Origin of the sequence: Microcoleus sp. PH2017_12_PCY_D_A (assembly GCF_020738565.1) — a bacterium.
In the GTDB taxonomy this organism is placed as follows: Bacteria; Cyanobacteriota; Cyanobacteriia; order Cyanobacteriales; family Microcoleaceae; genus Microcoleus.
This window is the reverse complement of record NZ_JAEQCI010000079.1, coordinates 14,136-39,532: the sequence shown is the minus strand read 5'-3', so window position 1 is coordinate 39,532 and position 25,397 is coordinate 14,136. Positions and strand designations below refer to the sequence as shown.

Annotated in this window: 27 protein-coding genes; 8 read left to right on the top strand and 19 right to left on the bottom strand. The window is 44.8% G+C overall.

The window, feature by feature from the left end:
- Positions 1-129 precede the first annotated feature (129 nt).
- The gene (locus tag JGK39_RS22170) at positions 130-1,116 is read right to left on the bottom strand and encodes a calcium-binding protein (RefSeq protein ID WP_293259318.1); all 987 of its coding nucleotides are present in this window, start codon (positions 1,114-1,116) and stop codon (positions 130-132) included.
- Between the two features lie 534 nt (positions 1,117-1,650).
- Here JGK39_RS22170 and JGK39_RS22165 point away from each other — a divergent pair.
- The 3 genes from JGK39_RS22165 to JGK39_RS22155 all read left to right on the top strand — a co-directional run bounded on the left by JGK39_RS22165 (position 1,651) and on the right by JGK39_RS22155 (position 6,330).
- Positions 1,651-5,646: a magnesium chelatase subunit H gene (locus JGK39_RS22165; protein ID WP_293259315.1), complete on the top strand. Its 3,996-nt coding sequence runs from the start codon at positions 1,651-1,653 to the stop codon at positions 5,644-5,646.
- A 212-nt stretch (positions 5,647-5,858) separates the two neighbouring features.
- Positions 5,859-6,134 carry a type II toxin-antitoxin system HicA family toxin gene (locus JGK39_RS22160; RefSeq protein WP_293259312.1) on the top strand — a complete coding sequence of 92 codons (276 nt, stop codon included), beginning with the start codon at positions 5,859-5,861 and terminating at the stop codon, positions 6,132-6,134.
- Positions 6,124-6,330: a type II toxin-antitoxin system HicB family antitoxin gene (locus JGK39_RS22155; RefSeq protein ID WP_293259309.1), complete on the top strand. Its 207-nt coding sequence runs from the start codon at positions 6,124-6,126 to the stop codon at positions 6,328-6,330. Before JGK39_RS22160 ends, JGK39_RS22155 begins: the two co-directional genes overlap by 11 nt.
- 104 nt (positions 6,331-6,434) lie before the next feature.
- On the opposite strand, the gene JGK39_RS22150 is transcribed toward JGK39_RS22155, so the two are convergent.
- From JGK39_RS22150 to JGK39_RS22140, 3 genes are all read right to left on the bottom strand, one after another.
- Positions 6,435-6,674: a hypothetical protein gene (locus tag JGK39_RS22150; RefSeq protein WP_293259306.1), complete on the bottom strand. Its 240-nt coding sequence runs from the start codon at positions 6,672-6,674 to the stop codon at positions 6,435-6,437.
- 115 nt (positions 6,675-6,789) lie between these two features.
- The gene (locus JGK39_RS22145; protein WP_293259303.1) at positions 6,790-7,476 is read right to left on the bottom strand and encodes a hypothetical protein; all 687 of its coding nucleotides are present in this window, start codon (positions 7,474-7,476) and stop codon (positions 6,790-6,792) included.
- A 1-nt stretch (position 7,477) separates the two neighbouring features.
- Positions 7,478-7,822 (bottom strand): PadR family transcriptional regulator, encoded by a 345-nt coding sequence (locus JGK39_RS22140; RefSeq protein ID WP_293259300.1) that lies wholly within the window; start codon positions 7,820-7,822, stop codon positions 7,478-7,480.
- Between the two features lie 223 nt (positions 7,823-8,045).
- Between JGK39_RS22140 and JGK39_RS22135 the strand changes: the two genes are divergently transcribed.
- The 3 genes from JGK39_RS22135 (at position 8,046) to JGK39_RS22125 (ending at position 9,686) form a co-directional block, all read left to right on the top strand.
- A complete protein-coding gene (locus JGK39_RS22135; RefSeq protein ID WP_293259297.1) occupies positions 8,046-8,303 on the top strand; it encodes a BrnA antitoxin family protein in 258 nt (85 codons plus the stop codon).
- Between the two features lie 79 nt (positions 8,304-8,382).
- Positions 8,383-8,958 (top strand): Uma2 family endonuclease, encoded by a 576-nt coding sequence (locus JGK39_RS22130; RefSeq protein ID WP_293259294.1) that lies wholly within the window; start codon positions 8,383-8,385, stop codon positions 8,956-8,958.
- Between the two features lie 68 nt (positions 8,959-9,026).
- A complete protein-coding gene (locus JGK39_RS22125) occupies positions 9,027-9,686 on the top strand; it encodes a Uma2 family endonuclease (protein ID WP_293259291.1) in 660 nt (219 codons plus the stop codon).
- Between the two features lie 270 nt (positions 9,687-9,956).
- Here the strand turns inward: JGK39_RS22125 and JGK39_RS22120 are convergent, their stop codons facing one another.
- Entirely contained in the window at positions 9,957-11,336 is a 1,380-nt protein-coding gene (locus tag JGK39_RS22120) for an AAA family ATPase (protein ID WP_293297396.1), read from the bottom strand.
- A 218-nt stretch (positions 11,337-11,554) separates the two neighbouring features.
- On the opposite strand from JGK39_RS22120, the gene JGK39_RS22115 reads away from it, so the two are divergent.
- Positions 11,555-12,445 carry a GTPase gene (locus tag JGK39_RS22115; RefSeq protein WP_293259285.1) on the top strand — a complete coding sequence of 297 codons (891 nt, stop codon included), beginning with the start codon at positions 11,555-11,557 and terminating at the stop codon, positions 12,443-12,445.
- A 115-nt stretch (positions 12,446-12,560) separates the two neighbouring features.
- Here JGK39_RS22115 and JGK39_RS22110 read toward each other — a convergent pair whose 3' ends face one another.
- The 12 genes from JGK39_RS22110 to JGK39_RS22060 all read right to left on the bottom strand — a co-directional run bounded on the left by JGK39_RS22110 (position 12,561) and on the right by JGK39_RS22060 (position 22,586).
- Positions 12,561-12,926, bottom strand: a complete 366-nt coding sequence (locus JGK39_RS22110; RefSeq protein ID WP_293259282.1) for a type II toxin-antitoxin system VapC family toxin — start codon at positions 12,924-12,926, stop codon at positions 12,561-12,563.
- Positions 12,926-13,189 carry a hypothetical protein gene (locus JGK39_RS22105; RefSeq protein ID WP_293259279.1) on the bottom strand — a complete coding sequence of 88 codons (264 nt, stop codon included), beginning with the start codon at positions 13,187-13,189 and terminating at the stop codon, positions 12,926-12,928. Before JGK39_RS22105 ends, JGK39_RS22110 begins: the two co-directional genes overlap by 1 nt.
- A 71-nt stretch (positions 13,190-13,260) precedes the next feature.
- Positions 13,261-13,515, bottom strand: a complete 255-nt coding sequence (locus JGK39_RS22100; protein ID WP_293259276.1) for a hypothetical protein — start codon at positions 13,513-13,515, stop codon at positions 13,261-13,263.
- A gap of 288 nt (positions 13,516-13,803) precedes the next feature.
- Positions 13,804-13,953, bottom strand: a complete 150-nt coding sequence (locus JGK39_RS33725; protein ID WP_293259273.1) for a DUF5615 family PIN-like protein — start codon at positions 13,951-13,953, stop codon at positions 13,804-13,806.
- Between the two features lie 28 nt (positions 13,954-13,981).
- The gene (locus JGK39_RS22095; RefSeq protein ID WP_194012749.1) at positions 13,982-14,206 is read right to left on the bottom strand and encodes a DUF433 domain-containing protein; all 225 of its coding nucleotides are present in this window, start codon (positions 14,204-14,206) and stop codon (positions 13,982-13,984) included.
- Between the two features lie 31 nt (positions 14,207-14,237).
- The gene (locus JGK39_RS22090; protein WP_293259266.1) at positions 14,238-14,390 is read right to left on the bottom strand and encodes a hypothetical protein; all 153 of its coding nucleotides are present in this window, start codon (positions 14,388-14,390) and stop codon (positions 14,238-14,240) included.
- A 209-nt stretch (positions 14,391-14,599) separates the two neighbouring features.
- On the bottom strand, positions 14,600-14,824 hold the full coding sequence (locus JGK39_RS22085) for a hypothetical protein (protein ID WP_293259263.1): 225 nt from the start codon (positions 14,822-14,824) through the stop codon (positions 14,600-14,602).
- Positions 14,825-14,985: 161 nt separating this feature from the next.
- Positions 14,986-15,255, bottom strand: coding sequence for a type II toxin-antitoxin system RelE/ParE family toxin (locus JGK39_RS22080; RefSeq protein ID WP_293259260.1), 270 nt, complete (start codon positions 15,253-15,255; stop codon positions 14,986-14,988).
- A 520-nt stretch (positions 15,256-15,775) separates the two neighbouring features.
- Positions 15,776-18,778 carry a UPF0182 family protein gene (locus JGK39_RS22075; RefSeq protein WP_293259257.1) on the bottom strand — a complete coding sequence of 1,001 codons (3,003 nt, stop codon included), beginning with the start codon at positions 18,776-18,778 and terminating at the stop codon, positions 15,776-15,778.
- A gap of 653 nt (positions 18,779-19,431) precedes the next feature.
- The gene (locus JGK39_RS22070) at positions 19,432-20,724 is read right to left on the bottom strand and encodes a glutamyl-tRNA reductase (RefSeq protein ID WP_293259254.1); all 1,293 of its coding nucleotides are present in this window, start codon (positions 20,722-20,724) and stop codon (positions 19,432-19,434) included.
- 533 nt (positions 20,725-21,257) lie between these two features.
- Positions 21,258-22,295: a class II fructose-bisphosphatase gene (glpX, locus tag JGK39_RS22065; protein ID WP_293259251.1), complete on the bottom strand. Its 1,038-nt coding sequence runs from the start codon at positions 22,293-22,295 to the stop codon at positions 21,258-21,260.
- A gap of 114 nt (positions 22,296-22,409) precedes the next feature.
- Complete coding sequence (locus tag JGK39_RS22060; protein WP_293259248.1) at positions 22,410-22,586, bottom strand: hypothetical protein; 177 nt, start codon at positions 22,584-22,586, stop codon at positions 22,410-22,412.
- Between the two features lie 56 nt (positions 22,587-22,642).
- Between JGK39_RS22060 and JGK39_RS22055 the strand changes: the two genes are divergently transcribed.
- On the top strand, positions 22,643-23,260 hold the full coding sequence (locus JGK39_RS22055; protein ID WP_293259321.1) for a CP12 domain-containing protein: 618 nt from the start codon (positions 22,643-22,645) through the stop codon (positions 23,258-23,260).
- 84 nt (positions 23,261-23,344) lie between these two features.
- Here JGK39_RS22055 and JGK39_RS22050 read toward each other — a convergent pair whose 3' ends face one another.
- Positions 23,345-24,013 (bottom strand): SOS response-associated peptidase, encoded by a 669-nt coding sequence (locus JGK39_RS22050; protein ID WP_293259245.1) that lies wholly within the window; start codon positions 24,011-24,013, stop codon positions 23,345-23,347.
- A gap of 360 nt (positions 24,014-24,373) precedes the next feature.
- Positions 24,374-25,318 carry a UV DNA damage repair endonuclease UvsE gene (uvsE, locus tag JGK39_RS22045; RefSeq protein WP_293259242.1) on the bottom strand — a complete coding sequence of 315 codons (945 nt, stop codon included), beginning with the start codon at positions 25,316-25,318 and terminating at the stop codon, positions 24,374-24,376.
- Positions 25,319-25,397 lie beyond the last annotated feature (79 nt).

Genomic DNA, 25,397 nt, shown 5'->3' with positions numbered 1-25,397 from the left:
TGAATTGGTATCAGTCCTTTCCATTCCTAAGCCGTAAGGTGCCCATTGCGCACCCTACTGATACTAAGCCGTAAGGTGCGCATTGCGCACCCTACTGATGACTAATGACTGCTCACTAATGACTAATCACTAACCAATCAAGAAAGTACCATTACCGTTAGCTTCTAGGAAAGTCAAATTCAAGTTTGCTCCTCCTTCAATCACGCCGAGCACATCTCCAAAACGCTGGATTGACAAATTGTTGCCAACAGGAGTCAGACTGTAACCGTTTAAAGAACTTCCTTGCAGTTGGATCAAATCGTCTGCTACGTTGAAGTTGCGAATCGTAGCTTGACCGTTACCCGTATACAACGCTGTCGCGGAGAGATTCCCGGCTGATGCAGGAACTCCGAGGACGAATGTATCAACTCCGGGGCTGCCAATTAGGACATCGAATTCATTAGTTCCAAAGCTTTCAAACTGTCGGTTGCCGTTGCGATCGATACCGACTTCTACTCCAATCAGTTCCACATTCCCCGCACCAACACCAGTTATAACATCGTTGCTGCGACTGCCGACAAAAGTCGCAGAACGATTGGGCTCATTTTTCCCAAAATTGAAGAAGTGTTCCCGACCGGTTTTCAAGGCTCCAGAGTTGACAAACGGCACGATATCGGGGTTTTCTTTTAAGTATTCCGGTTCAAAAAATGAAGTCCCAAAACGACCTTCTTTTGCCCCGAATTGAATGAAATGCTGGTATCCTGATTTGAAAGGTCCATTGGGGCCGACAAACGATCGCAATTCTGGGTTATTTGCTAAATAAAAATCTTCGTTGTACTCAGGCGATACTTGAGTGCGGCGCTGTCCTTCATCGTAACCAAACTGGATAAAGTGATCGAGGCCAGTCGCAAAAGGTGCGCCTGGATTGACGGTGCGGACGAAGGGTGCGAGATCTGGGTTGGCTGCAAGGTAAGTAGCTTCGTCAAAATAACGCGATACTTTAGTTAAGCCACCTGCTCTACCAAATTTTTCAAAGTGTTCTTTGCCGGATGCGATTATTCCGGCATCAATGGCCGGTTTGATCCAAGGATATTGTGAGAGATAGTATTTTTCATCGAATATTGCGTAGTTAGCCATGTTGTCCCCCTAGGGTTTTGATGAGCTTGACAATCAACAGCAATTAATTTCACCTGAGTTCGATCGCCGATCGCGAACTTATACAATAAAGAGTTTCTACAACCGTTTTAAGTTCCCGGGAAAAATATCAAATTTGCTAATAGCGCACTCATCCGAAAGAACGGTTAAAAATTCGGAATTTATTACTTTATGGGATTAATTAATTGCTCGATCGCCTGTTTAATGAGTTATACAAACTTCGGAACTTTTCTCAGGAGCGTTTTTCTCAAAGATTGGTTGATTTTTTATTTTTTATTCCTATTTTATTCTAATACACATTGACTATCTAATGTCAAGTAAATATTTGTAAAGATAATTTGGAGCATTTGCTCAAGGAATTTGTAAAAAAATGTAACTAAAAATTGCAATAAATTTGTCGAATTGTGTAATTAGCAGGATCGAATCGCCTAATGGCAAGCGTTTTCTGGTAAAAATGCTTAGGGGACAAAAAAATTCCCGATTGCCGAAAACAGCATCTTAAAGGAGCCTAACCGGATGTTCACTCACGTCAAGCCCACCATTCGCCACGTCGTGCCGGAAAACTTGCAGGGGCGATCGCTCATGAAGGTGGTCTATGTCGTACTAGAACCGCAGTATCAAAGCGCCCTCTCCGCAGCGGTTCGAGCGATAAATAACAAAAATCCGAATCTGGCAATAGAAATCAGCGGCTACCTGATCGAAGAACTCCGCAGCCCGGAAAATTACGAGGCCTTCAAGCGGGATGTGGCAGATGCCAACGTATTTATTGCTTCTCTAATTTTCATCGAAGATCTGGCAGAAAAAGTGGTAGCGGCTGTGGAACCGCTGCGCGACAGCTTGGATGTAGCTGTAGTTTTCCCCTCAATGCCGGGGGTGATGCGGCTAAATAAAATGGGCAGTTTCTCGATGGCGCAGTTGGGACAAAGCAAAAGCGCGATCGGCGAATTCATGAAAAAACGGAAGGAAAAGTCCGGGAGTTCCTTCCAAGACGGAATGCTGAAACTGCTGCAAACTTTGCCGAAAGTGCTGAAATATTTGCCGATCGACAAAGCCCAAGATGCGCGCAACTTCATGCTGAGTTTCCAGTATTGGCTGGGCGGTTCCCAAGAAAACTTGGAAAACTTTTTGCTGATGCTGTCACATAAATACGTATTCAAAGGCCAGGAACAGCTAAGTTTTCAAGAGCCCGTTGTCTACCCGGATATGGGGATTTGGCATCCTTTGGCACCGTCGATGTTTGAGGATGTAAAAGCATATCTCGCCTGGTATAATGCCCGCAAAGATATTTCCGCAGACCTCAAAGATCCCCTCGCACTTTGCATCGGTTTAGTGTTGCAGCGCACTCACTTAGTTACTGGAGATGACGCGCACTACGTAGCAATTGTGCAGGAATTGGAGGCAATGGGGGCGCGAGTTTTACCGATTTTTGCAGGCGGTTTGGACTTCTCGAAACCGGTTGAAACCTTTTTCTTGGAAGTTGGGCCCAAAGGTGTGGCACCGCTGCCGATCGTAGATGCGGTGGTTTCTCTGACTGGTTTTGCGTTGGTTGGCGGCCCGGCGAAACAAGATCACCCGAAGGCGATCGAGACTTTGAAAAAGCTCAACTGCCCTTACATGGTGGCTTTGCCGCTGGTTTTCCAAACAACGGAAGAGTGGGAAAATAGCGATTTGGGCTTGCACCCGATTCAAGTTGCTTTGCAAGTAGCGATTCCTGAGTTGGATGGTGCGATCGAACCGATTATTTTGTCGGGTAGAGATGGCGCAACTGGAAAGGCGATCGCCCTGCAAGATAGAATCGAAGCAATTTCCCAGCGCGCCATGAAATGGGCAATGCTGCGCCGCAAACCAAAATTAGATAAAAAAGTTGCCATCACAGTATTCAGTTTCCCCCCCGACAAAGGCAACGTCGGCACAGCAGCTTACCTCGACGTTTTCGGCTCGATTTACGAAGTATTGAAAGCCCTAAAAGGCAACGGTTACGACTTGCCAGAACTGCCGGATTCCGCAGAAAAACTGATGCAAGAAGTCATCCACGACGCAACAGCCCAATACCAAACTCCCGAATTAAATGTTGCTTACCGGATGTCCGTAGCTGAATACGAAGAATTCACTCCTTACTCGGAACGCTTGCAAGAAAATTGGGGCCCGCCTCCGGGACATTTGAACAGCGACGGACAAAATTTGCTGATTTTCGGCAAACATTTTGGCAACGTGTTTATCGGAGTGCAGCCTACCTTTGGATATGAAGGCGATCCGATGCGGTTGTTATTCTCTCGTTCCGCCAGCCCGCACCACGGTTTTGCTGCTTACTACACTTATTTGGAGCGCATTTGGGGTGCGGATGCGGTGCTGCACTTTGGCACTCACGGTTCTCTAGAATTCATGCCCGGTAAGCAGATGGGAATGTCTATCGATTGTTATCCCGACAGTTTGATCGGCAAGATTCCTAACCTCTATTATTACGCCGCCAACAATCCCAGCGAGGCAACAATTGCCAAGCGCCGCAGTTATGCTGAAACTATTAGCTATCTGACTCCTCCGGCTGAAAATGCTGGTTTGTACAAAGGTTTGCAGGAACTCAGCGAGTTGATTGCTTCTTATCAAACTTTGAAGGATACGGGCCGGGGCGTGCCGATTGTGGATGCGATCGTCGAGAAGTGCCGTTTGGTCAATTTGGACAAGGATATCGCCCTACCTCCCGAACAGGAAAGAGGCGTTGCTGCGGGTATGACTTCGGAGGAACGGGACAATTTAGTTGGCTTGGTTTACCGCAAGTTGATGGAGATTGAGTCGCGGTTGTTACCTTGCGGTTTGCATATTATCGGTAAGCCGCCGACTGCGGAAGAGGCGATCGCAACTTTGGTAAATATCGCCAATTTAGACCGCGAAGAAGACGAACTTGTCAGTTTACCGCGAATTATCGCTAACAGTCTGGGACGCGATATTGAGGAAATTTACACGAATAGCGATCGAGGCATTTTAACAGATGTCGAATTGCTGCAAAATATCACCTTAGCCTGTCGGGAAGCCGTCGGCGCTTTGGTGAAGGAACAAACCGATGCTGAGGGCAGAGTTTCCCTAGTTTCCAAGTTGAATTTCTTCAACATGGGCAAGAAAACACCTTGGATTGATGCGTTGCACGCCGCCGGTTACAAAAAAGTCGATCCAGAACCGATTAAACCGCTGTTTGAGTATCTGGAATTCTGCTTGCAGCAAGTTTGTGCCGATAACGAATTGGGCGCATTGTTGCGCGCGTTGGAAGGCGAGTATGTTCTGCCTGGCCCCGGCGGCGATCCGATTCGCAACCCGGATGTTTTGCCGACTGGCAAGAATATGCACGCTTTGGATCCGCAGTCAATCCCGACGACGGGTGCGGTGAAGTCTGCTAAGGTTGTTGTCGATCGCTTATTAGAAAGACAGCGCCTCGATAACGGCGGAAATTACCCAGAAACGATCGCCGTTGTGTTGTGGGGAACCGACAACATCAAAACTTACGGCGAATCCCTCGCGCAAGTAATGTGGATGGTTGGAGTCAAGCCTGTTCCCGACGCTTTGGGCCGAGTCAACAAACTCGAATTGCTATCCTTGCAAGAGTTGGGACGCCCTCGAATTGACGTAGTAATTAACTGTTCCGGCGTCTTCCGCGACTTGTTCATCAACCAAATGAACCTGTTAGATAAAGCCGTGAAAATGGCCGCAGAAGCCGACGAACCTTTAGAAATGAACTTCGTCCGCAAACACGCCTTGAAGCAAGCCGAAGAAATGGGAATCAACCTGCGGCAAGCAGCAACCCGCGTATTTTCCAATGCGTCCGGTTCCTATTCATCTAACGTCAACTTAGCGGTAGAAAACAGCACCTGGGAAAGCGAAGCCGAGTTGCAGGAAATGTACTTAACCCGCAAATCCTTCGCCTTTTCTTCCGACAATCCCGGAACAATGGAACAAGACAGGCAGATTTTTGAATCATCCTTAAAAACTGCTGATGTCACCTTCCAAAACTTGGATTCGGCGGAGATTTCGCTAACCGACGTATCGCACTATTTCGACTCCGATCCGACCAAATTAATCGGCAGTTTGCGCGGCGACGGGAAGCAACCGGCATCCTTCGTTGCTGATACAACCACAGCCAACGCGCAGGTGCGGACGCTATCAGAAACCGTGCGTTTAGATTCGCGGACTAAGCTGCTGAATCCGAAGTGGTACGAGGGGATGTTATCGCACGGATATGAGGGCGTGCGGGAGATTTCTAAGCGTCTGGTAAACACTACTGGATGGAGTGCGACTGCGGGTGCGGTGGATAATTGGGTGTATGAGGATGTGAACACTACTTTTATCGAAGATGCGGAAATGCAGAAGCGTTTGCTGAATCTGAATCCTCATTCTTTCCGCAAGATTGTCAGCACTTTGCTTGAGGTGAACGGTCGCGGTTATTGGGAGACTTCGGAGAACAATTTGGACAGGTTGCGCGAGTTGTATCAGGAGGTGGAAGACCGGATTGAGGGGGTAGAATAGGGTTTTTGAATTAGTGCAGGCGTAAGTTGTGCGCTATGACCAAAGAAACCGGGTTTTTTACCGAGTCTGCGGGTTAGTACCAAGTATTTTCGTAAAAAACCCGGTTTCTGAACCTCGATGCGTGAGTTCAATTATAATAGTGGGGGGGGTAATTGATACCCTTGCACTATTTTGTGAGAGTATTAACGCCCAGACAATAATGAAAATAATTAATGACTCAAATAAACAAACTTCTAGCTAAGCTGATGCTTGGTGCATCCGATGATAGTTTTTCCTTTAGCGATTTATGTCAAATACTCCATGTTTTAGGATTTGAGGTAAGAATTAAGGGAAGTCACCATATTTTTACGGAGGAGGGAGTCGCAGAAATTCTCAACATCCAACCGCAGAAAGCAGATAAATCAAAAGCTAAAGCTTATCAAGTAAAGCAAGTTCGTGCAGTAATTTTGAAATATAAATTGGTTAACCAAGATGATCATGAAGTATGAAGTAATCATTTACTGGAGTGACGAAGACCAGGCATTTATTGCGGAAGCACCAGAATTGCCAGGATGTGCTGCTGATGGTGAAACTTATCAAGAAGCACTCCAAAATATAGAGATTATTATGCAGGAGTGGATAGAAACGGCTAACGCAGTGGGTCATCCTATTCCACAACCGAAAGGTCGCTTGATGTTCGCATAAATACCGGATCAAGGAAGAGTAGAACAATTCAGCTTCTTATTTGATAGGGGTAGGGGCAATTCATGAATTGCCCCTACCCCTAACACAAAATTACTTCATCCTCGTCACATTTTTTTCGGTTTGCGATCGTTATTTTGTTCGCGCCAAGCATCAATTATTTCTACACTACACCCTGCAATCATTGACGCGACTGCGGCGACTATTACACTTTGTTGATAGTAAATAGTCACACCACCTGCAAAGCAAATAATTGCCATCTTGACCAGTAGAATTTGGGTAGCTAAAAACTGACGGCGTTGAGAGTTGGCAACTCTGACACCATTAAAACGTTTGATCTGTGGCATATGTTAGAATTTGTGTGTGTTTTATATTCAATGCAGGCACCCGGTTAGTTAGCGGTGCCTTTTTTCTGAGATTTCCACCGTTGCTTGTTAGCTGTAGTGTCTATCCCAAGAAAACCTATTTTGCTCTGGTCATCCATCCTGAAACGAACTTATCGGCTTTCAACCAGAGTGAACCTCCAATTAAACATAAACCATTTTTTAAAGTTTCTAAATTTACGAAGATTAGATGTTTGCCTTCTTTGATTGACTTATCATGCCCTATTTTTAACAGACCCATCCACTCTTCATGATCTTGTTTCGGGATGATCTGCTCCAGCAATGGAATAAACCATGCAATGAACAGGGCATTCCTATCTTTCTCTGGTATGGCTAACCATCCTCTTTCAAATACCTTCAAGCCAAATGGCGTAAGCAGTAAGAATGAGTAACTGAATAACAAATGGATGCCAAATGGAACTTTGAGAAAAATAACATTAGTCACCAGAATGAATGTACCAAAAAGAAGACTGGCTATCATTGCCTGTTTCAACATTATTAAACCTCGTTTGAACTTCGTACCGTCACCATTATCACTACACATGTTCCACCCCCCTGAAACCATATATAAAAGTGACAAGAAAAGTATGAAAGTGGCAGGAAAAAACAGAAATACTCCAAATAGCGTCTTTGTTAGGGTAGGATTAGAAAAAAGGCACACTATACCCAGCACATCACCAATAATAAAGCTGAATAAAATTAATGAGATGATACCTATGCTGGCGATGATAAGTTGGTCTTTGGTTAACAACATTTTCTCGCTCATTTTATACCCCTCCCCAAGCTGGTTCCCACCCAGCCAGATCGTTAAGAAATTGCTTTTTATCTGCCAGAACTTTCACTCCTAACCCTGTAATTCTGTAGTACCTCCGTCGCGCACCACCTCTTTCTTCCGGTGTCTCATCACCCCAGCGTGCTTCTAAATACCCTTTCTCCTCTAGTTTGTGGAGGGTTGGGTACAGGGAACCAAAGCCGAGTTTGATTTTCCCGCCACTCGCCTCTTTCACCGCCTCAATAATCTCCAAGCCGTAACGTTCGCGGTGAAAGACTGATGTGAGTACAGCTTCTTCTTTTGGCGACAAATCAAAAATGCTATCTTGATTCTTTTTCATACTCTCCTGTCATTTGATGTTCATCTCATATCTCATGGTATATCAAACTATTTGATAGTGTCAAGGGACTTTGAGATCGAGTTACATTAAGCTAGCGTTCGCTTGTTGGATCGCTTATGCCACCGATATTTCAAGATTGGAAGCAGATGAGTAGGAAGCGATCGCCCTTTATGCTATCCTGTAAATACATACAATATGTATATACAATCTCTGCTGTTTGAATATGACTATCTCGCCCAAACGACTTGAAGAATTAGAAAATATTCCAGAATCTGCGATCGATACGTCTGATATTGCTGAGTTAGATGCGAGTTTCTGGGAAAAAGCCAAACTCGCAAAACCGCTGACAAAACAACCTATTTCTTTAAGAGTAGATAGCGATGTCTTAGAGTGGTTTAAAAGTCAAGGGAAAGGTTATCAATCTCTGATGAATGCTGTGCTGCGATCTTATGTTGAACATCAGATAAAGAACAGTCAATAAATGTGCGATCGCGCTCAAGACTTACTCGATATGCTACCATCCTTAATAAAGGTCGTTTAGCCCGCTATAAAATACCGCTATGACTACCCTCACGCTCAACCTCAACCCCATCATTAAGCTGACAGACGATCAGTTTTTTCAACTGTGTCAGGAAAATGAGAATATTAGACTGGAACGGACGGCCAAAGGAGAACTAATTATCATGTCACCAGCAGGAGGAGAGACTAGCAATAGCAATGCAGGATTAACAGCACAAATTTGGAATTGGAATGAGCGAAATAAATTGGGCAAAGTGTTTGATTCCTCAACAGGTTTCAAACTTCCTAATGGTGCAAATAGAGCGCCTGACGCTTCTTGGGTAATATTAGAACGCTGGAATGCACTAACTCTAGAACAAAAAAGGAAATTTCCCCCAATTTGTCCAGATTTTGTCGTCGAGTTAATGTCTCCCAGCGATAGCTTGAAAGAAACTCAGGATAAGATGAAAGAGTATCGAGATAATGGTGCGCGTTTGGGTTGGTTAATTAATCGCAAGTCTCGACAAGTTGAAATTTATCGTCAGGGCGCAGAAGTTGAAGTGCAGGAGTCGCCTGCTACTTTATCAGGTGAAGATGTTCTCCCCGGATTTGTGCTGAATCTTGAATCTATTTGGTAAAGGGCGATCGCACCTGTCCAATGTTCAATAGAGTAAAATAGAGTTATAGTTGTCGTGGAGTATTTGCAATGGTTCAAACCCTGGCGTACAGTAAAGAAGAGCTTGCAGGTTCTCACCTGGTTTTACATGATATCAGTTGGGAAACCTACGAACACTTGTTAGAAGTATTTGCGGAACGTTCAACGCCGCGCATGACTTACTATCAGGGGACTTTAGAACTAATGGTACCTTTACCAGAACATGAAAGGTATAGCTGGACTCTCGGACGACTAATTGTAGCGCTTTCTGAGGAAATTGGAATTGAAATTATCGGATTAAAATCATCTACTTGGCGTTCGGAACCCAAAAAAGCTGGCAACGAAGCTGATGAATGTTTTTATATTCAAAATGAAGCTTTAATGCGGGGAAAGTTAACTATCGATCTCAAAAATGACCCGCCACCAGACTTAGCTGTGGAAATGGATTTGACTAGCTCATCTATTAATAAAATGGCGGTTTATGCGGAACTTAAAGTGCCGGAAGTTTGGATTTGGAAGAAGGGAGAACTAATAATTAATATTTTAAATGATACGGGCTATGTCGAGTCGGAAACGAGTTTGGCATTTGCCTCGTTTCCTGTCAAAGAACTCGCACAGTTTATGAATTTAGACTCAGAAAAGGGAGAGAATGCGAGAATTAGAGAGTTGAGAGAGTGGGTACGATCGCGCTTACAGAATCAGCTACCCTAGGGAAACGGTAGTGCCACCTCCGGCGCGAGCACGGATACGAACACGGCATAATACTTAACCCGAAAGACCGCCAGGGGTTAAAACCCCTGTCTAATAGCGAAAGTCCTCTAAAGAGGACTGAAGAACTCATTAGTCCTCTTTAGAGGACTTCAGCTTTGAGGCAGGGGTTTTAACCCCTGCCGGACTGCGGGAAAGCGCGTTAGTTAATTGGATACGGATACGGCATTGCCGTTTCCCTACGAATATCGCGTTTATCAACCGAATTTGACATCAATTAGAAACATACCGACTGTGCACATACTGTCTCAACACGGGATTCAAACTAAACAAAGTTATCTTTTCCTCTTCTATGGCATCCAATAAAAACCGATTTCTGAGCGATCGCACTGCATTGACTATCTCTGACGGCGACAACGGTATTTTGTTAAAAAAATGAGACACAGCAACGGGTTCAGCTTGACTGGCCAAGTGAGTCACCACGGCCAACTCCGGCTGAGTCAAGCGCTGAAATTGTTGAGATAACTGAGATTGCAACCCTTCATCTAAAATCGGCATCTCGCACTGCAAAAACTCAGCCACCCTACCGCCAAATAACTCTCGAATCAGGGTTGCAGTCAACTCCAACCACAGGGGATTGCCTTGATAAATATCAATCAATGTTTCCCAGGTTTCCTCATCGGATAACTTTTGTGAGTTCAAAATATCTTTAGCTGCTATTCCTAAACTTCCCAATTCAAAGGAGCGAACCGGATGATATGCTTTTTCTAATCGGACAATTTCTCTAGGTTTTTCGGAACTATTCAACATCAAACAACTCTGATGACAAACTTCGGCAATTAGTTTAAAAAATAACTGATAATCTTCACAGTCAGATTTGTATTGTCCTGGGGGTTGTCCGCTGCAAAAAAGCATTTGCACGTCATCGAGGACAATCAGACAGCGATAGTTGCGTAGGTGGTTGAGGAGTTGGGAAATTTTGGTGTCAATGTTTTGGGGAGTTTCTGTTGGTTGGGGAAAGATTTGCAGGAGGTTGGTGAGGGTTGCGTCTAGGGTTGGGGAAAAGCGGAGGCTGCGATAGATGATGTAATCGAATTGGGTTTTGATTTGGTTGATGAGGCCGAGGGAGAGGGTTGTTTTGCCGATTCCGCTGATTCCGAGGAGTGCGATGAGGCGAGTGCGATCGCGCGTTATCCAGTTTTCGAGGGTGGAGAGTTGAGGGGTGCGATCAAAAAACCTGAAGATTTGGGGTGCGTCGCCTAAGTCTATGTGGAGTTGAGTTGGGGTTTGTTGGGGGTTTTGGGGAGGTGTTGGACTTCTCGCCCTTTCTGGACAAACATTGAGGTTATTATTAACTGTTACATGATCTCTACCAATAGCGGGTGAAAAATTGCAAAATTTACCCTTTTTTAATATTGCTCGAAAATTTCTTTTAGTAATCTCTTCTCCGAATCCCTCTGAAAGTATTTGCCATAATTCCGAACCGATATCCCTAGTATGACCTTCACTGGAATGAGTCGCGTCAGCAATTTGTTGGTATGTCCGACCTTGGAATGTCCCTTCTAGGATAGCCTTTTGCAGATAGTCTATATGTTCTCCCGTCTTCGCGAAGATTAGTTCGTCTGCGAGTTTCAAGACTTCTGCGATGTCCATAGGTCAGTCGTGTGCTGGGATTTGTCGTATTATATCCGACTTTCCGACATTTCCGACATAATTCCGACATTTCCGACATTTGCGATCGGGTTGTCTGGGGAAAGTCCCGATCTTTCCAACTGACTGCGCTTAGGTTTGGTTATAAAATATACTTTAATGACCGTAGTTGCTCTACGCCAAAGTAATCCTTAACTTTCCCAATAAATTCCAAAAATATCATGACTGACGAAATAGGCATAAATTTTATTCAAGCTCTTGAAAGAATGCTGGCGAATACTAAAAACAAACGGCTGGTATTCTTTGTAGTAGGTCGTACAGGCTGGGGGAAATCTAGCACTGTCAACTCATTAGTGGGCAAAGAAGTATCTAAAGTTAATCGCTATCAGGCGGAAACAGCAGATGTTGTTGGATTTGATTTTGAGATAAATAATATTAAAGCTACTGTCTTTGATACTCCTGGTTTATGTGATGGAAGTGGAAACGATCAAAGATATATAGATCTAATTCGTTCCAAAGTTCGTACTCCTGACTCTATGTTGTATGTTAGCAGACTAGATGAAACAAGATCGGAAAACGATCTACGAGCAATCAAAATTATTTCATACGCTTTGGGACCTATAGTTTGGCAATATGCTGTTATTGTTTTTACTTTTGCAAATAACATTGAACGCTCGGAATACCAAGAGCAATTGCACATAAAAAAACAAATTATTCTACAAACCATAGCAGACGTAATAGGTGATGGTAATATGCCCTGCCAGATTCCAGTAGTTGCAATAGACAATAAACGCAAAACTACACCTGACGGTAAAGAATGGCTGGGAAATCTTTTTACAGCTATAGTAGATCGAGTATCTAAAGAAGGGACTGTTGCTCTCCTAGCTATGTTAACCGAACATATAACAAAGCGAGCTAATCTTAATAAAAATCAAAAACAAATTATTAGGAGAAAATTTGTGGATGCAGTTCTTCAGTCAGGAGGAACTTCTATAGGAATTGGAATTACTATAGCAGGACTTTTAAATGTTCCAATAATAATAGGTTTTTCAGGAGGTGGAATAGTAGGAACGCTCATAGCAGCATGGTTATGTAAGTATGATGCTGATTAAATTAGGACAAGATAGTTCAAAAGCGAGATTCCTTTTCTTTCCAAAGTGCGAGATCCCTTTTCTTACCCAAGTACGATCGCCCATTTCTTCCCAAAGCGCGATCGCCCATCTTTACTTAAGCCTCAAATGGGTTAATCAGTGTGAGTTCAGCAATCCACCGAAAATCCCCTATATTTCTTGTCACCAAAGTTCTGCCATATACCAAAGCAGTTGCCGCAATAATAGCATCCCCAAGTGTCATTCTCCTCATCTGTCGCAGCAGGACTGTCCGATCGAGTACAGCGTTAGAAATTGGTAAAACCTCCACAACACCAAAGAAATCCTCAAAGTACAATCTATTTTCTTCAGTCAGCCGATGATAACCCAAGACTTCAACGTAACTTACAGCCGATACAACTATGTCATGTTCACCAATAAACTGCCTAATCTGCGCGTGTTCTGGTTGAGAAGCGTAGATAATAATATTACTGTCAAGCAGCATTATTCATCCCTACCTGGAAGTGGACGATCTTGACGTAACTCTCGCTGCCATTCCACCGGATCGCTAATCTCAGCAAAGACATTACTTGCTGCTATTTTTTCCAATATTTCAACTATTCTCTGACGGCGGAACTCAGCACTTAAAGTCGATCGCTCTTCTTGCAAAGTAACGTAAACTTTGACAGGGCGATCGCCCTGTTTTGGAACCTCATTAGCCCATTCTAAAAGGTTTCCCTTCAATATAGCCTCAAATATTCGCTGCATAGCTAATATCAACTATTCTCTATTTTTACTATTATAGCCCTTGAATCGAGCATCATAGACTTCTCCCCGGTTCATACAGGAGATTCTCCCAATTGCCATGCTTCCCAACTCGCTAACGCAAACTCAGCCTCCATCTGTAGCACTTGAGCTTGATACTCTGGATCTTGTGCCATTTCAATCAGTGCTGCATCAATTTCCGATCGTTTACCCTGAGTTTGGGTTGTTACCCGATCGCGCATCAAAGCTGACAATACTTCTAAAAGCTGCTGTTGCTCCTCAGGAGTGAGACTTTGAGCCTGACTCAGTACCTCGCTATAAGTAGACATAGGCTTGATGTTGATATTTTTGGGCTGATTGTCATTATAGCAATTTAGGATCGAAGGAAGTGCGATCGCCCTTTCCTTTCCAACAGGACACTAATTAACTTCTTATATAAGCGGTTTTCTAAACCGATATCCATCAGGTTCTACAACCACAAATGCCCCTTTTAATTCTACTTCAGAGTAATTTTCTATAACTCCTGCTAGTTCCTTATGAACTTCATTCACCATTTTAGGTAAGACTCGAAGGTAAATTACACCTGTTCCGATCGCCCTCACAAAAACCAGATTTCCCTAATCTCTGTCTCGCGTAACCAGGATGCGATTTTCTGCTTGCGCTACTCTCAGTATTTCTTCATCACTTGCTTGCGCTAAACCCATTTGAGCAACAACAATTACATCATGTCCTGCATCAATCAAAAACTTTATGGTGACAGCGTACACATCTTAGTCTATCAGAAACTTCATAAATTTAAGCTAATGCCAAATGCACATCTTCCGCCGCCACCAGTGCGATCGCATAACGCAAACACGCCCGAATATCATCCATTTCCAAATCGGGATAGTAGTCTCGGATAATCTCTCCAAAAGAAAGCCCTTCATTTAGTAATTCGAGAACGCTCTGTACAGTAATGCGCGTACCCACTATGCAAGGCTTACCGAAGTGAATTTGAGGGTTGACGGAGATTCTGTCCATTTTGACCACGCAGCTCTATGTCTCTTCTATTTTAAGTCATCAGGTAGGCGATCGCAACTTGTCTCTTTTCAGCAGTGAGTCGATCGCCCTTTTTTCCCGAAGCGCGATCGCCCATTTCTTCCCAAAGCGCGATCGCCCTTATTTTCCTATCAGGCGATCGTACTCTGCGTGCGTACCAATCCAAAACCACAAAATACCTGTTTTAATCTCAACACCCAACGCCCGATAAGCTTGTCCGACCCTTACAGACCAATAGTCACCAACCTTCTTAAAATGCAGGGAAGGATGAGACGGATCTGCCTTTAGCAACTCATAACTTCGATCGGCTGTAGCTTGTACAGTTGATGGCAAAGCATTGTAACAATCCCAAAACTTTCTCCTTCGTATAGTGCATTAAATCTCTCGATAGTTACCACTCTCAAAATCTGCGTAGGCGACAGCCGAGGCGTTAGCCATCGCTTCTGCTGCTAAAGCATCTAGTTTACCATGAGAAATATCTTTCTCTAGCTGAACATCCCATCGTTGGTAATCCAAATTTAGTAACCACTCTAACAACTTTCCAATCTCGTTGGACGGCAGTTGGAGAATCGCATTTTCTATCTGTTCTACAGTCAACATAGGCTTTCTTAAGTTACACTGAATTTCGTTGATTTTTTTGCTTGTTATTTATTATATCTCAATTCGGGATTCGGGGAAAAGCGATCGCCCTTTTTTTCCCAAAGTACGCCCTTTTCTTCCCAAAGTGCGATCGCCCTTTTCTTCCCAAAGTGCGATCGACCTTATTTATAGACATCACCGCGAGAACCAATCTGGGTCACAACATATACCTGGTTATCCGTATCTTCTACAAAAAGTATCCGATATTTACCCACTCGCAGCCGGAACTCAAGACGACCTTTGAGAGGCTTAATGTCAAGTTTTGTCGAGTCTGTCACCAGCGCATCTAAAGCCTTAACAATACGCACTTGCTCGTCGAGTTGCATCCGTTGTAAATACCGCTGTGCTGATTTTAGGAGAATGTAGTCAGTTACTGTAGGGTGTGTCGCCACAGACAATCTCTGAATGCGATGGATAATCTAATGGATCCACACCTGCGCTATTCAAGGGCTTGTGGAAACAAACCTAATATTTGCAGAATTTATGCACACGCCCGGCCAGAAACCGGGTTTCTACCTAGTTTTATAGTTGAGAAACCAAGATTTTTCCTAGAAACCCGGTTTCTTTACGTAAGTCCTAAGCAATGAAAATTCAATAACTTACAATGCGTGATTTTTCTTGTGGAATGGGCGTCTCGCCCGTCCAGAAAGGGCGGGAAGCCCACCCCACGCTATGAGATTGTTGCTTTATTTTGAGATATTTTCGAGGTATCCACACCCTACAAATACTTATGGAAGGGGCGGGACGCCCGTTCAGAAAGGACGGGCGTCCCGCCCCTTCCACAAATATATGTAAATTATTTAATTCACGATTCTAACTTGTTTATATTAGTCCTATATTTAAGGTGCGTTGCTATGAGATTGTTGCTTTATTTTTAGATATTTTATTGGGCGACGCACCCTACACATCCTGTCAATTCAACGCCGGGGCTGCGCCTTCTACTGGTCTCACAATTGCGGGTTTATTTGTAGATTTTGGCTGAAAAAGTGCCTTCAGCGCCTTGTCGAGATTTTCTGCCATCACAATCCGGTTTTCGTAGGCAACAATTACTCTAATTAAAGTTGGCAAACTATTGCGTTCTGCCTCTAAATATAGAGGTTCCACGTACAGCAAAGATTGTTCGATCGGAATTACTAATAAATTCCCTTGAATCGCTTTTGATCCTTGCCGATTCCACAGAGATATTTGTTCGGAAATCACCGGATCTTGGTTAATCAAAGCTTCTATCTGTTCCGGGCCGTACACTAAGCGCTGTTTTGGGAATTGATACAATAGCAGTTTACCGTAATCATCATCGTCCGATCGCCCTGCAATCCAAGCAATTAAATTATTGCGGCTGACTGGCGTAAATGGCAATAGCAAAATAAATTCTTCTGATGTTTCCGTCGGCAATTTTGTAATCAAATAATACGGTTCTACGGGCTGCTGTTTCCCACCATAAATCTCATTGGGAACTCGCCACAAATCCTCCCGATTGTAAAATACCTGCGGATCTTCCATGTGATAAATTAACAACCGTTCCGATTGAATGCTCAACAAATCTACGGGATATCTAATGTGTTTGCGGAGTGCTGGAGGCATTTTGTCCAGGGGTTTGAAGAGTCCGGGAAAGATAGCCATCCAACTCTTAATAATCGGGTCGGAAGGATTCGCAACGTAGAAGTTGACAGAGCCGTTGTAGGCGTCAATGACTACTTTCACTGAGTTGCGGATGTAGTTAAATTCATTGTTTCCTGGGTCTGAATAGGGGTAGCGATCGCTCGCTGTATAGCCATCGATAATCCAGTAAAGATAGTTGGGAGATTTATCGTTTACCGATGGTGAAGGTTTAATTGCATTGTCAATTTTATCCGGTTTTTTTTCGATTTCGCCTTTGCTGAGATTGGCGTTTGCTACTACTAAATACGGATCGGAATCGTAGCGCAAAAAAGGAGCGATAGCCCGGACTCTTTTGTTAATGTTGCGGCGATAAAGTAACTTGGTTTCTGGTGTAAAATTGCGGGTGAGGGCCATTTGCCAATTTTTGAGATAACTCGCAAACAGCAAGCGCTTCCATATAGAGTCGATCGCAATTCCGCCCGTACCGCTGTAGGTATTGTAAACGTTGTCTTGGCCGCTGGGATAGTCGAATTCCTTGACTTTTGTCGGTGCGATGGCGTCTGTATCGGTGACTTCGCCGTAGTAAATGCGCGGATAGCCGATCGGGATACTGGCCCGAATGCTATCTTTAGTGACATCTAAAACACTCTCTCCCGTCTGGGCTGTAACCCCAATATCCTTGACAAAATAATCGGGTAAACCGCCGGCACCGACTGTGTTTACGGGAGAAAGAGTAAAGCCGTAACCGTGAGTGTACACGAGGTGTTCGTTTACCCAAGTTTGAGCTTCCGGCGCAACTGCTGTGTAATCTAATTCCCGCGCCGCCAGAATTACTTGCTGGCTTTCCACATCTCCTTTTTTTGCTGTGGCGTTTTTGATTGTGTAGCGATCGATATCGGCATCAGGAAATGTATAATAAGGTCGAATTTGCTGTAACTCTCGGTTGGCTTGCAGCAGTGGTTGTTTGTCCCACAGCCGGATGTTGCTAATAGTAAGTTGATTTTTTTCTAAGTCTTCATATGTAAGTTTACCGCCGGGATCGAAGGTTTTAATTTCAATTTTTTTCAGGTCAAAAGCTTGTTGGGTAAAGGCAATGCTGCGCTGGATGTAGCGCTGTTCGCGGGCTAATTCGTTGGGTTTGACTGCGAGTTGCTGCACGATTTTTGGTAGCAGCAAACCTAGAGATAGACTTAAAGTCAAAAATGCTAAGATGATTTTTTTTAAGTTGTTATTGTTGATTTTTAATTGGAAAACAGGCCAAAGCATGAAAAGTGCGATCGCCCCAGCCACCACACTCAAAAATCCATAGACGGGAAGCCGCACTGTCACGTCTGCATAATTCGCCCCGTAGCTAACGTCTCCGCGCGAGTACAGCAAGGTGTAACAGCCCAGCCAGTACCGGAGTGAGACGGCTACCATGCAAGCTGCTCCCAAGCCGTACAAGTGCCGCTGTTGCGATCGCGAAAATCCCAAAAATATCCCTTGACTGAGGCTGTTTCCCGACAGCAAATAGGTTAAAGCACAGGATACTAAACCGTACACAGATACAACAGTCAGCCCGAAACTTAGTAATTCTAAGATGGGCAAAATAAATACATAAAAGCTAATATCTTGATTAAAAATCGGGTCGGTGATGTTAAAATTAGTAGGGTTGAAATATTGTAAAAGTTTAGTCCAGCGACTGGCGGCAATTAGCCCGATCGCCAAACTGAGCAAAAGAGCGATCGCCCGCAGCCAAAAATCCGGCTTAATTGCTACAGCTAACATCATTCCCAGCAGCAAGCCCAACTGCCACCAGCGATCGAATAGCTGCACCACCCCAAGCTGAATTGACTCGAATCCCAACTGAATTGGCGGCGCAGACAAACCCCCGACTATCCTAAAATCACCGATGCTACCGACGGCTAAGAGCCCGCAGTGCATTACTGTTAAACTGGCGATCGCACTTAATCCCAATATCGCCAACAACAGCCAGGGAAAGGCAATTTGAGATTTAGCAGCAGGTAGTTGAGGATTTTTCTTCGTGTTTCTGCCACTTGCGGGCGCGATTAACTGCCGAAAAACAGGTGATTTGATGTTTTCGGTGGGAAGTTGCAAGCGGCGCGATCGGGCTAAATTTCCGAAGAAGAAGGCGGAAGATGCCGAAATTGCGATCGCGCCCAGCAACCCTTGAGTTTTCAGTTTTAACAGCAAAACCTGAAGATATCCAACTTCCTCAAACCACAGCATTTCTGCCACAATCCGGGTAGAAAACTCAAAAACTAACCACAGCCCTACAATCAATAAAATTAATTGACAAATTCGCTTATTAGTCATTAGTTATTAGTTGTTAGTTGTTAGTTGTTAGTTATTAGTTGTTATTTGTTAGTTGTTAGTTATTAGTTGTTAGTTGTTAGTTATTAGTTGTTAGTTGAACTGGTTTTCATGATCCAGCCTGGCAACAAGTAAAACCCTAAATTTGAGTTGATATAGCCTTTCTTAGAAAGGTGAGGTACGTAGTTGGGCTTGGGCCCTCTTATTTTAAGAGTTATAGAAGCTGTCAGTTATACCTCATCTCTTTGAGAAAGGCTATAAACCCCATTACTTAATCAGCAAATGGGAAATATCATGTCCGGTAGATTACCATAAAAATAAAAGTTTGTAGTGCGGACTTCAGTCCGCTCTTCGGCTGCGGACTGAAGTCCGCACTACGAACCAATCTTATTGCAGTCAATCGACCGGAAACGATATAATACCAATTTTCTAAAGTAGCGCTAGATATGACCCCCCCCAACCCCCCCTTATTAAGGGGGGGCTAAGACTTCATCCATAGCATATAGGTCAGAAAAATGGTATAAGTCCTAATTACATTAAAAGCTAATGCAAAACATCACTAATGACAACTGTCAACTGTCAACTGTCAACTGTCAACTGTCAACTGTCAACTGTCAACTGTCAACTGTCAACTGTCAACTGTCAACTGTCAACTGTCAACTGTACTGCTGATTGACATCCACATCCAAATTAAACAGCGTTTGCAAAGTCTGCATCGCCTGTCTGCGCGCCTCAATGTCCTGCTGCGCCCGCAACTGCACCATCGGATCGTGCAAAATCTTATTCACAATCCCTCTTGTTAAAGATTCAATCACATCTTGATGTTTCTCCGAAAACTCGGAACCCAGACGCGATAAAGCTTTTTCTAACTCTTGTTCCCGAATCAATTCGATCTTATCCCGCAAACAGCTAATGGTAGGAACAGTTTCTAGACTGCGCCACCAGACATCAAAAGCCTCTACTTCCTGTTCCAGCAAGCCCTCAGCTTCCATTGCCATTTTGCGGCGGCTTTCGTGATTTTGAGCTACCACTGCTTTCAAATCGTCCACATTAAAGGACTTCACGTTAGCGACTTCCTTTGCATCCGAGTCAACGTTGCGCGGTACAGAAATGTCCACCAACATCAAAGGGCGATCGGGTTTTAAGACAGCTTCTAATTTAGCTTTATTTAACAGCGGATCTGTAGCGGCTGTACTGGTAAACACCAAGTCAGAATCCGCAATTACCTGCATCATGTCCGAGAGCAAATGCAGGTGCAATGTAGCATCTTTAAACAAACCGGCCAATTCCTCGGCGCCTCGCATCGATCGATTGACGATCGCAATATGGCTCGCTCCTTTCGACAGCAAATGCTGCACCAACAAGCGCGACATCTTCCCAGCACCGATAATCGCAATCCGGCTGGTTGCTAAATGCTGACCTTTTAATTGAGCCAATTCCGCCGCCGCCGAAGAAATTGAAACCGCACCGGTACCAATGCTAGTTTCCGTGCGAACTCGCTTCCCGGCTGTCAGAGCTTGCTTGAACAAACGTTCTAAAATTCTGCCGACACCTTTGTACTGCTGGGCGAGTTTGTGAGTTTGTTTCACCTGAGCCAAAATTTGTCCTTCTCCGAGCACCAAGCTGTCGAGGCCAGAAGCGACTCGCATCAAGTGCATCACTGCATCTTCGTGCAGCAAAATGAACAGGTGAGGGCGCAAAGATTGCAACGGAACTTTACTGCATTCGGAAAGGAACTGCATCACCTCTCGCACACCAGGCTCTGACTCGCTGGTAACAATATAAATTTCTAAGCGGTTGCAAGTGCTGAGGATGGCAACTTCAAGAATGTGGGGGTAGCCGCGCAATTGGGCGATCGCCCCTTCAATCTTCTGTTCTGGAATGCTGAGTTTTTCGCGAACTTCAACCGGCGCTGTTTTGTGGCTGAGACCTATGACTGCAATATTCATCTAAAATTTGGGTAGAAACCCCGTCCTTATAGGACGGCTTTATGTTAAGATGTAGATGGTCACTGACCCACCCGCGACGATGGATTCAGACAGCCCGGGCGGGCGAAGTCCAGTAAAACTGGCGGCGCAGACAAATCGGTAGACCGGGAAAAGAGGATAGGGCAATGGTAAACATCCCTAGAATCAAAACAACAGAGAAGAATTCCTTTTAGGTATTCGACACATATAAACCGCTGGGCTAGCGGGGTTAGTCTGTGGAGCGAACATAAGACCATAATACTCCTTGTGGGTGGAGGCAGTTGCTCGTGACAGCAGAAACTCAAATCGTGAGGTTTGGGAATCACCGTTCCTTGATAGTCGGTGAGGATGTCAAATCTGTGATTTGTCACTATTTATTTCTTAGTTATCAACAGTCACCTGCGATTAACTCTTAGTTTATCGCTAATTGTTAATCACTGGTGACTGTCAACGGTTAAAAATTAACATTTCAAAATTAAGATTTCAAAATTCAACTGTTAACCGCTAACTAATGACTAATTCAATTGCAGAGATTTCGGCTGGTCAAACATATGGATTGTATCCACAAACCGAGCAGTCTTCGACTGAGAAGAAATTACCAAGCTTTCTGTACGAGCGCCGCCGCCAAAGAAGCGAACTCCATCCATCAGCGTTCCGGGAGTAATTCCGCAAGCTGCAAACAGCACAGTTTCTCCAGATGCCAACTCTTCAGCATTGTAAATCTTGTCTGGGTCTGTGATGCCCATTTCTTTAAGGCGGGCGAGATTGCTCTCTTTGCTTTCACCGATCAAACCAGTTTTGACAACAGCCGGATCGTAAATTAACTGACCTTGGAAGTGACCGCCCAAGCAGCGCATTGCTGCTGCGGAAATCACGCCTTCAGGTGCTGCGCCAATACCCATCAGCGCGTGGATGTTGGAACCAGAAAACGCGCAAGAAATCGCAGCAGAAACGTCGCCGTCGCTGATCAGTCGAACTCTTGAACCCGCTGCCCGAATTTCATTAATTAAATCTTTGTGTCGGGGGCGATCCATGACCACCACCACCAAATCTTCAATACTGCGGCCGAGACAATCAGAGATAATTTTGAGGTTTTGGGTTGGTGTTTTGCGAATATCTACATGATTTTTCGCAGCCGCAGGAGCAGCCAATTTGTTCATGTAGAAATCCGGTGCAGCAAACAAACCTCCTTTCTCAGAGATTGCTAAAACTGCCATCGAACCGTTTTGACCGTAAGCAACTAGGTTAGTTCCTTCGCAGGGGTCAACGGCGATGTCAATTTCTACCAATTCATCTGGGTTGCAGAAAGTATGAGCATCTTCGCGGGTACAAATACCTACTTGTTCGCCGATGTAAAGCATGGGTGCGTCGTCGCGTTCGCCTTCGCCGATCACGATGCGGCCGCGCATATGAATTTTGTTCATGCGTTCGCGCATTGCTTCTACAGCCACGCGATCGGCTTCATCTTTTTCGCCTTTGCCCATCAAGCGAGCGGAAGCAATGGCTGCCTGCTCGACTACTTCGATAATCTCTAAACCGATTACATTGTCCACGAATTAGATCCTCCCAACTAAGTCCTGCTTGCCTTGTGCTTTGAGTGCACTCCCAGCCATCAAGTTTATCAGAGGCGGGGATCTGTGCGAGCGCAAGCAGTTGGTTTGTTTGTGTTAACTTTTACTTCTTTGAGACTGGGGCTGATAAATTGGGCAAAATAAGCTGAAGGCTCGATCGCCCAAAAGCTTGACTCTGGCGATCGCGATCGTCCTCCAAGAGCCCGCCCGATGGGAAATCGCGGACTCTTGGAGGTGGAGGGGGCTGAGGGTAAGTCGCGATCGTAATGGCAAATCCGGCGTCCCCCAATCGGGATAGACTAAAGTGTATGAGCTGGGAGCAAGAAAAAATGATGATGAAAGCCCAAGATATTATGACAAAGGAAGTTGTCACCATTCGCGGTTCGGCAACGGTAGCTGAAGCAGTGGCGATGATGAGCGAACTCTGTCTGCGCGCGCTAATTGTGGAACGCCGCCACGAACAAGACGCCTACGGCATTGTCACGGAAACGGATATTGTTTACAAAGTAACAGCCTACGGAGTAGACCCGCAAAAAGTCCGCGTTTTCGAGATTATGACCAAACCCTGCATCACGGTGAATCCCGACTTGGGCGTGGAATACGTGGCGAGGTTGTTCGCCAATACCCGCATCCGCCGAGCTCCGGTGATTAAGGACACACTGCTGGGGATTATTTCGGTAACGGATATTTTGACAAAAAGCGATTTTGTTGAGAAGCCGAAGAGTGTGGTTTTTGAGGATGAAATTCAAAAGGCGATCGCGGATGCTAGAACAGTCTGTGCCGAGAAAGGCGCTACATCTAAAGAGTGCGCGGTAGCGTGGGACATTGTAGAGGAAATGCAGGCTGAGGCTGCTCACCAGCGATCGATCAAGCTTGACAAAACGGCTTTTGACGAGTATTGCGAGGAGAATCCCGACGCAGCAGAAGCGCGGATGTACGACAGTTAATTTAGTTATTAGTCATTAAGGTTCGATCGTTCGGACTTTAGTCCTCGGAAGATGCGGACTAAAGTCCGAACGATCGAACCTTTTTTATTCAATTCCTTGAATGCACTCGGGACTGTCTTTGCTGGGACTGTTGACGATCGCACTTACGGCATTTCCTTTCATGGCTGCTGCAGTATAGGGCTTTAACAGCGGCAAAACTTGCTGAGCGCTAACAGCCGGATCGAGCCATTCTTCCCAAGCCTCCTCAGGGAGAATCACCGGCATTCGATCGTGCACGGGCTCGACGGTTTCGTTAGCAGCGGTGGTAATTATACTGCAAGATACAATGTTTTCTGCTTCGGTCGATTCCCAATTTTCCCACAAACCGGCAAAAGCAAAAGGTTCGCCGTCTGCCGTTTGAAAATAGTAAGGCTGTTTTTTCTTGCCCTGCGCTTGCCATTCGTAGAAACCGTCAGCGACTATCAAACATCGCCTGTGCTTGATGGCGCTGCGAAAAGCAGGTTTTTCGGCTACAGTTTCCGATCGCGCATTGATAGTCTTGCTGCCTATTTTCATATCTTTTGCCCAACTCGGAATTAAACCCCAGCGCATAAATTGGAACTGTCGCTGCATTTGTTGGGGAGAAGCTGTGACTGTCGCTACTGGTTGAGTTGGGGCGATATTGTATCGCGGTTTAATTTCGGGAACTTCCGACAGTTTGAAAAATTCGGCGATGATTTGAGCTGAAGCAGTTAAAGTGTATCTTCCGCACATAATTTATAGTTGGTATTAACGCGGTTTTCTATTAATTCCGGCAGTCCAGCATTGGTCTGGTTATCGACAGTCCGGCAGGGGTTTAAACCCCTGCCTCAAAGCTCAAGTCGGTTAAAACCGACTGGAAATACGATCTCAATATCTATTTATTTTAGTCCTCTTTTAGAGGACTTTAGCTATGAGACAGGGGTTTTTAACCCCTGTCGGATTTTCGGACTAAACCGGGCGGGCGGGACACTCCACAAGAAAATTCCTTCTTTGTGGAACAGGCATCTTGCCTGTTCTTTGGATTTACCGTTGGGTGGGGGCGGGTTTTCGAGATAATTGGTTTTAGGCAATTATTGTTGGTAAAGCCCGCCTCTACGAGACATTGCTAAACTGCGGAACATTCGCAGCCAGCCATTCTATCCGCAACTTTTCTATAGCTAATTCTTTGAATTTAGCTTCTACTTCAATCCAAGGAGCTTGATAATAGCACTCCGGCATTTCTGCAATCAAATCGCTGTGGCGCGGATCGCCAAAAAATTCTTTTCCGTTCGATATGTGGACTAATTGCCATTGGGGAACTGACCAAGAAGTGCGGGCTGCTGCGAGCATTTCGGCAACGTTTGGATCGTCGTAACTTTCTAAATGTTCGTGAATGACGTGGTGGTGCGCGTCAAAAACCATCGGTACGCCGGTATCGAGACAAACTTCTAAGAGTTCTGAGGAACTGTAGGCATATTCGTCATTTTCAAAGGTTAAGCGCGATCGAATAGATTCGGGTAAGTCGCGGATGACTGATGTCAGTTGCGAAGTGCGATCGCCCTTACCGCCGTGAATGTTCATCAGCGCGTAGGGCGATCGGGGCTGTTGCAACATATCCATAATTAAAGCATGAGTCGCCAGAATTTTAATGCTGTTTTTAACGACATCGGGCTTGTCGGAACTGAGGACGACGAATTGATCGGGGTGGAACACCAAACGGATATTGAGGTCAATTGCGCGATCGCCCGTATCGATCAATTCCTCACTCATTGAGCGTAGCACTGCTTCCCCCAAATCTGTATCTGCAAAAGGGAACAGCGCAGAAGTCATGCGATACAATTTAATCCCATTGGCGTAGCAGAAATCAAGCGCTTTGTCAAGTCTTTTTAAGTTGTCTGCATACAACTCGCGCAATACTTTTTCTTGTTCTATTTCTGTAAGTTGCAACAGCCGCTTCCGCGTGACTGTGCGGAAACGAACTGCATCCGAAGCCGTAATGCAGACCAATCCTAATTCTGGCTGTTTTTGATGTGATAACACTTGGTTAATATTGCTCATTTTTCAATAATACCTAACTTTAATTGTATCTTAAACAGGTTCTATGTAGGGTGCACAATGCGCATCGGTGCACAGGGCG

Excerpts from the sequence above, each read along its gene's own strand:
- JGK39_RS22070 (WP_293259254.1), bottom strand. The coding sequence starts at position 20,724 with ATGAATATTGCAGTCATAGGTCTCAGCCACAAAACAGCGCCGGTTGAA.
- JGK39_RS22125 (WP_293259291.1), top strand. The coding sequence starts at position 9,027 with ATGGTTCAAACCCTGGCGTACAGTAAAGAAGAGCTTGCAGGTTCTCAC.
- JGK39_RS22110 (WP_293259282.1), bottom strand. The coding sequence starts at position 12,926 with ATGCTGCTTGACAGTAATATTATTATCTACGCTTCTCAACCAGAACAC.
- JGK39_RS22145 (WP_293259303.1), bottom strand. The coding sequence starts at position 7,476 with ATGAGCGAGAAAATGTTGTTAACCAAAGACCAACTTATCATCGCCAGC.
- JGK39_RS22155 (WP_293259309.1), top strand. The coding sequence starts at position 6,124 with ATGAAGTATGAAGTAATCATTTACTGGAGTGACGAAGACCAGGCATTT.
- JGK39_RS22115 (WP_293259285.1), top strand. The coding sequence starts at position 11,555 with ATGACTGACGAAATAGGCATAAATTTTATTCAAGCTCTTGAAAGAATG.
- JGK39_RS22105 (WP_293259279.1), bottom strand. The coding sequence starts at position 13,189 with ATGCAGCGAATATTTGAGGCTATATTGAAGGGAAACCTTTTAGAATGG.
- JGK39_RS22095 (WP_194012749.1), bottom strand. The coding sequence starts at position 14,206 with ATGGACAGAATCTCCGTCAACCCTCAAATTCACTTCGGTAAGCCTTGC.
- JGK39_RS22055 (WP_293259321.1), top strand. The coding sequence starts at position 22,643 with ATGATGATGAAAGCCCAAGATATTATGACAAAGGAAGTTGTCACCATT.
- JGK39_RS22120 (WP_293297396.1), bottom strand. The coding sequence starts at position 11,336 with ATGGACATCGCAGAAGTCTTGAAACTCGCAGACGAACTAATCTTCGCG.
- JGK39_RS22135 (WP_293259297.1), top strand. The coding sequence starts at position 8,046 with ATGACTATCTCGCCCAAACGACTTGAAGAATTAGAAAATATTCCAGAA.
- JGK39_RS22075 (WP_293259257.1), bottom strand. The coding sequence starts at position 18,778 with ATGACTAATAAGCGAATTTGTCAATTAATTTTATTGATTGTAGGGCTG.
- JGK39_RS22165 (WP_293259315.1), top strand. The coding sequence starts at position 1,651 with ATGTTCACTCACGTCAAGCCCACCATTCGCCACGTCGTGCCGGAAAAC.
- JGK39_RS22160 (WP_293259312.1), top strand. The coding sequence starts at position 5,859 with ATGACTCAAATAAACAAACTTCTAGCTAAGCTGATGCTTGGTGCATCC.
- JGK39_RS22050 (WP_293259245.1), bottom strand. The coding sequence starts at position 24,013 with ATGTGCGGAAGATACACTTTAACTGCTTCAGCTCAAATCATCGCCGAA.
- JGK39_RS22140 (WP_293259300.1), bottom strand. The coding sequence starts at position 7,822 with ATGAAAAAGAATCAAGATAGCATTTTTGATTTGTCGCCAAAAGAAGAA.
- JGK39_RS22100 (WP_293259276.1), bottom strand. The coding sequence starts at position 13,515 with ATGTCTACTTATAGCGAGGTACTGAGTCAGGCTCAAAGTCTCACTCCT.
- uvsE (WP_293259242.1), bottom strand. The coding sequence starts at position 25,318 with ATGAGCAATATTAACCAAGTGTTATCACATCAAAAACAGCCAGAATTA.
- JGK39_RS22085 (WP_293259263.1), bottom strand. The coding sequence starts at position 14,824 with ATGTTGACTGTAGAACAGATAGAAAATGCGATTCTCCAACTGCCGTCC.
- JGK39_RS22170 (WP_293259318.1), bottom strand. The coding sequence starts at position 1,116 with ATGGCTAACTACGCAATATTCGATGAAAAATACTATCTCTCACAATAT.
- JGK39_RS22130 (WP_293259294.1), top strand. The coding sequence starts at position 8,383 with ATGACTACCCTCACGCTCAACCTCAACCCCATCATTAAGCTGACAGAC.
- JGK39_RS22150 (WP_293259306.1), bottom strand. The coding sequence starts at position 6,674 with ATGCCACAGATCAAACGTTTTAATGGTGTCAGAGTTGCCAACTCTCAA.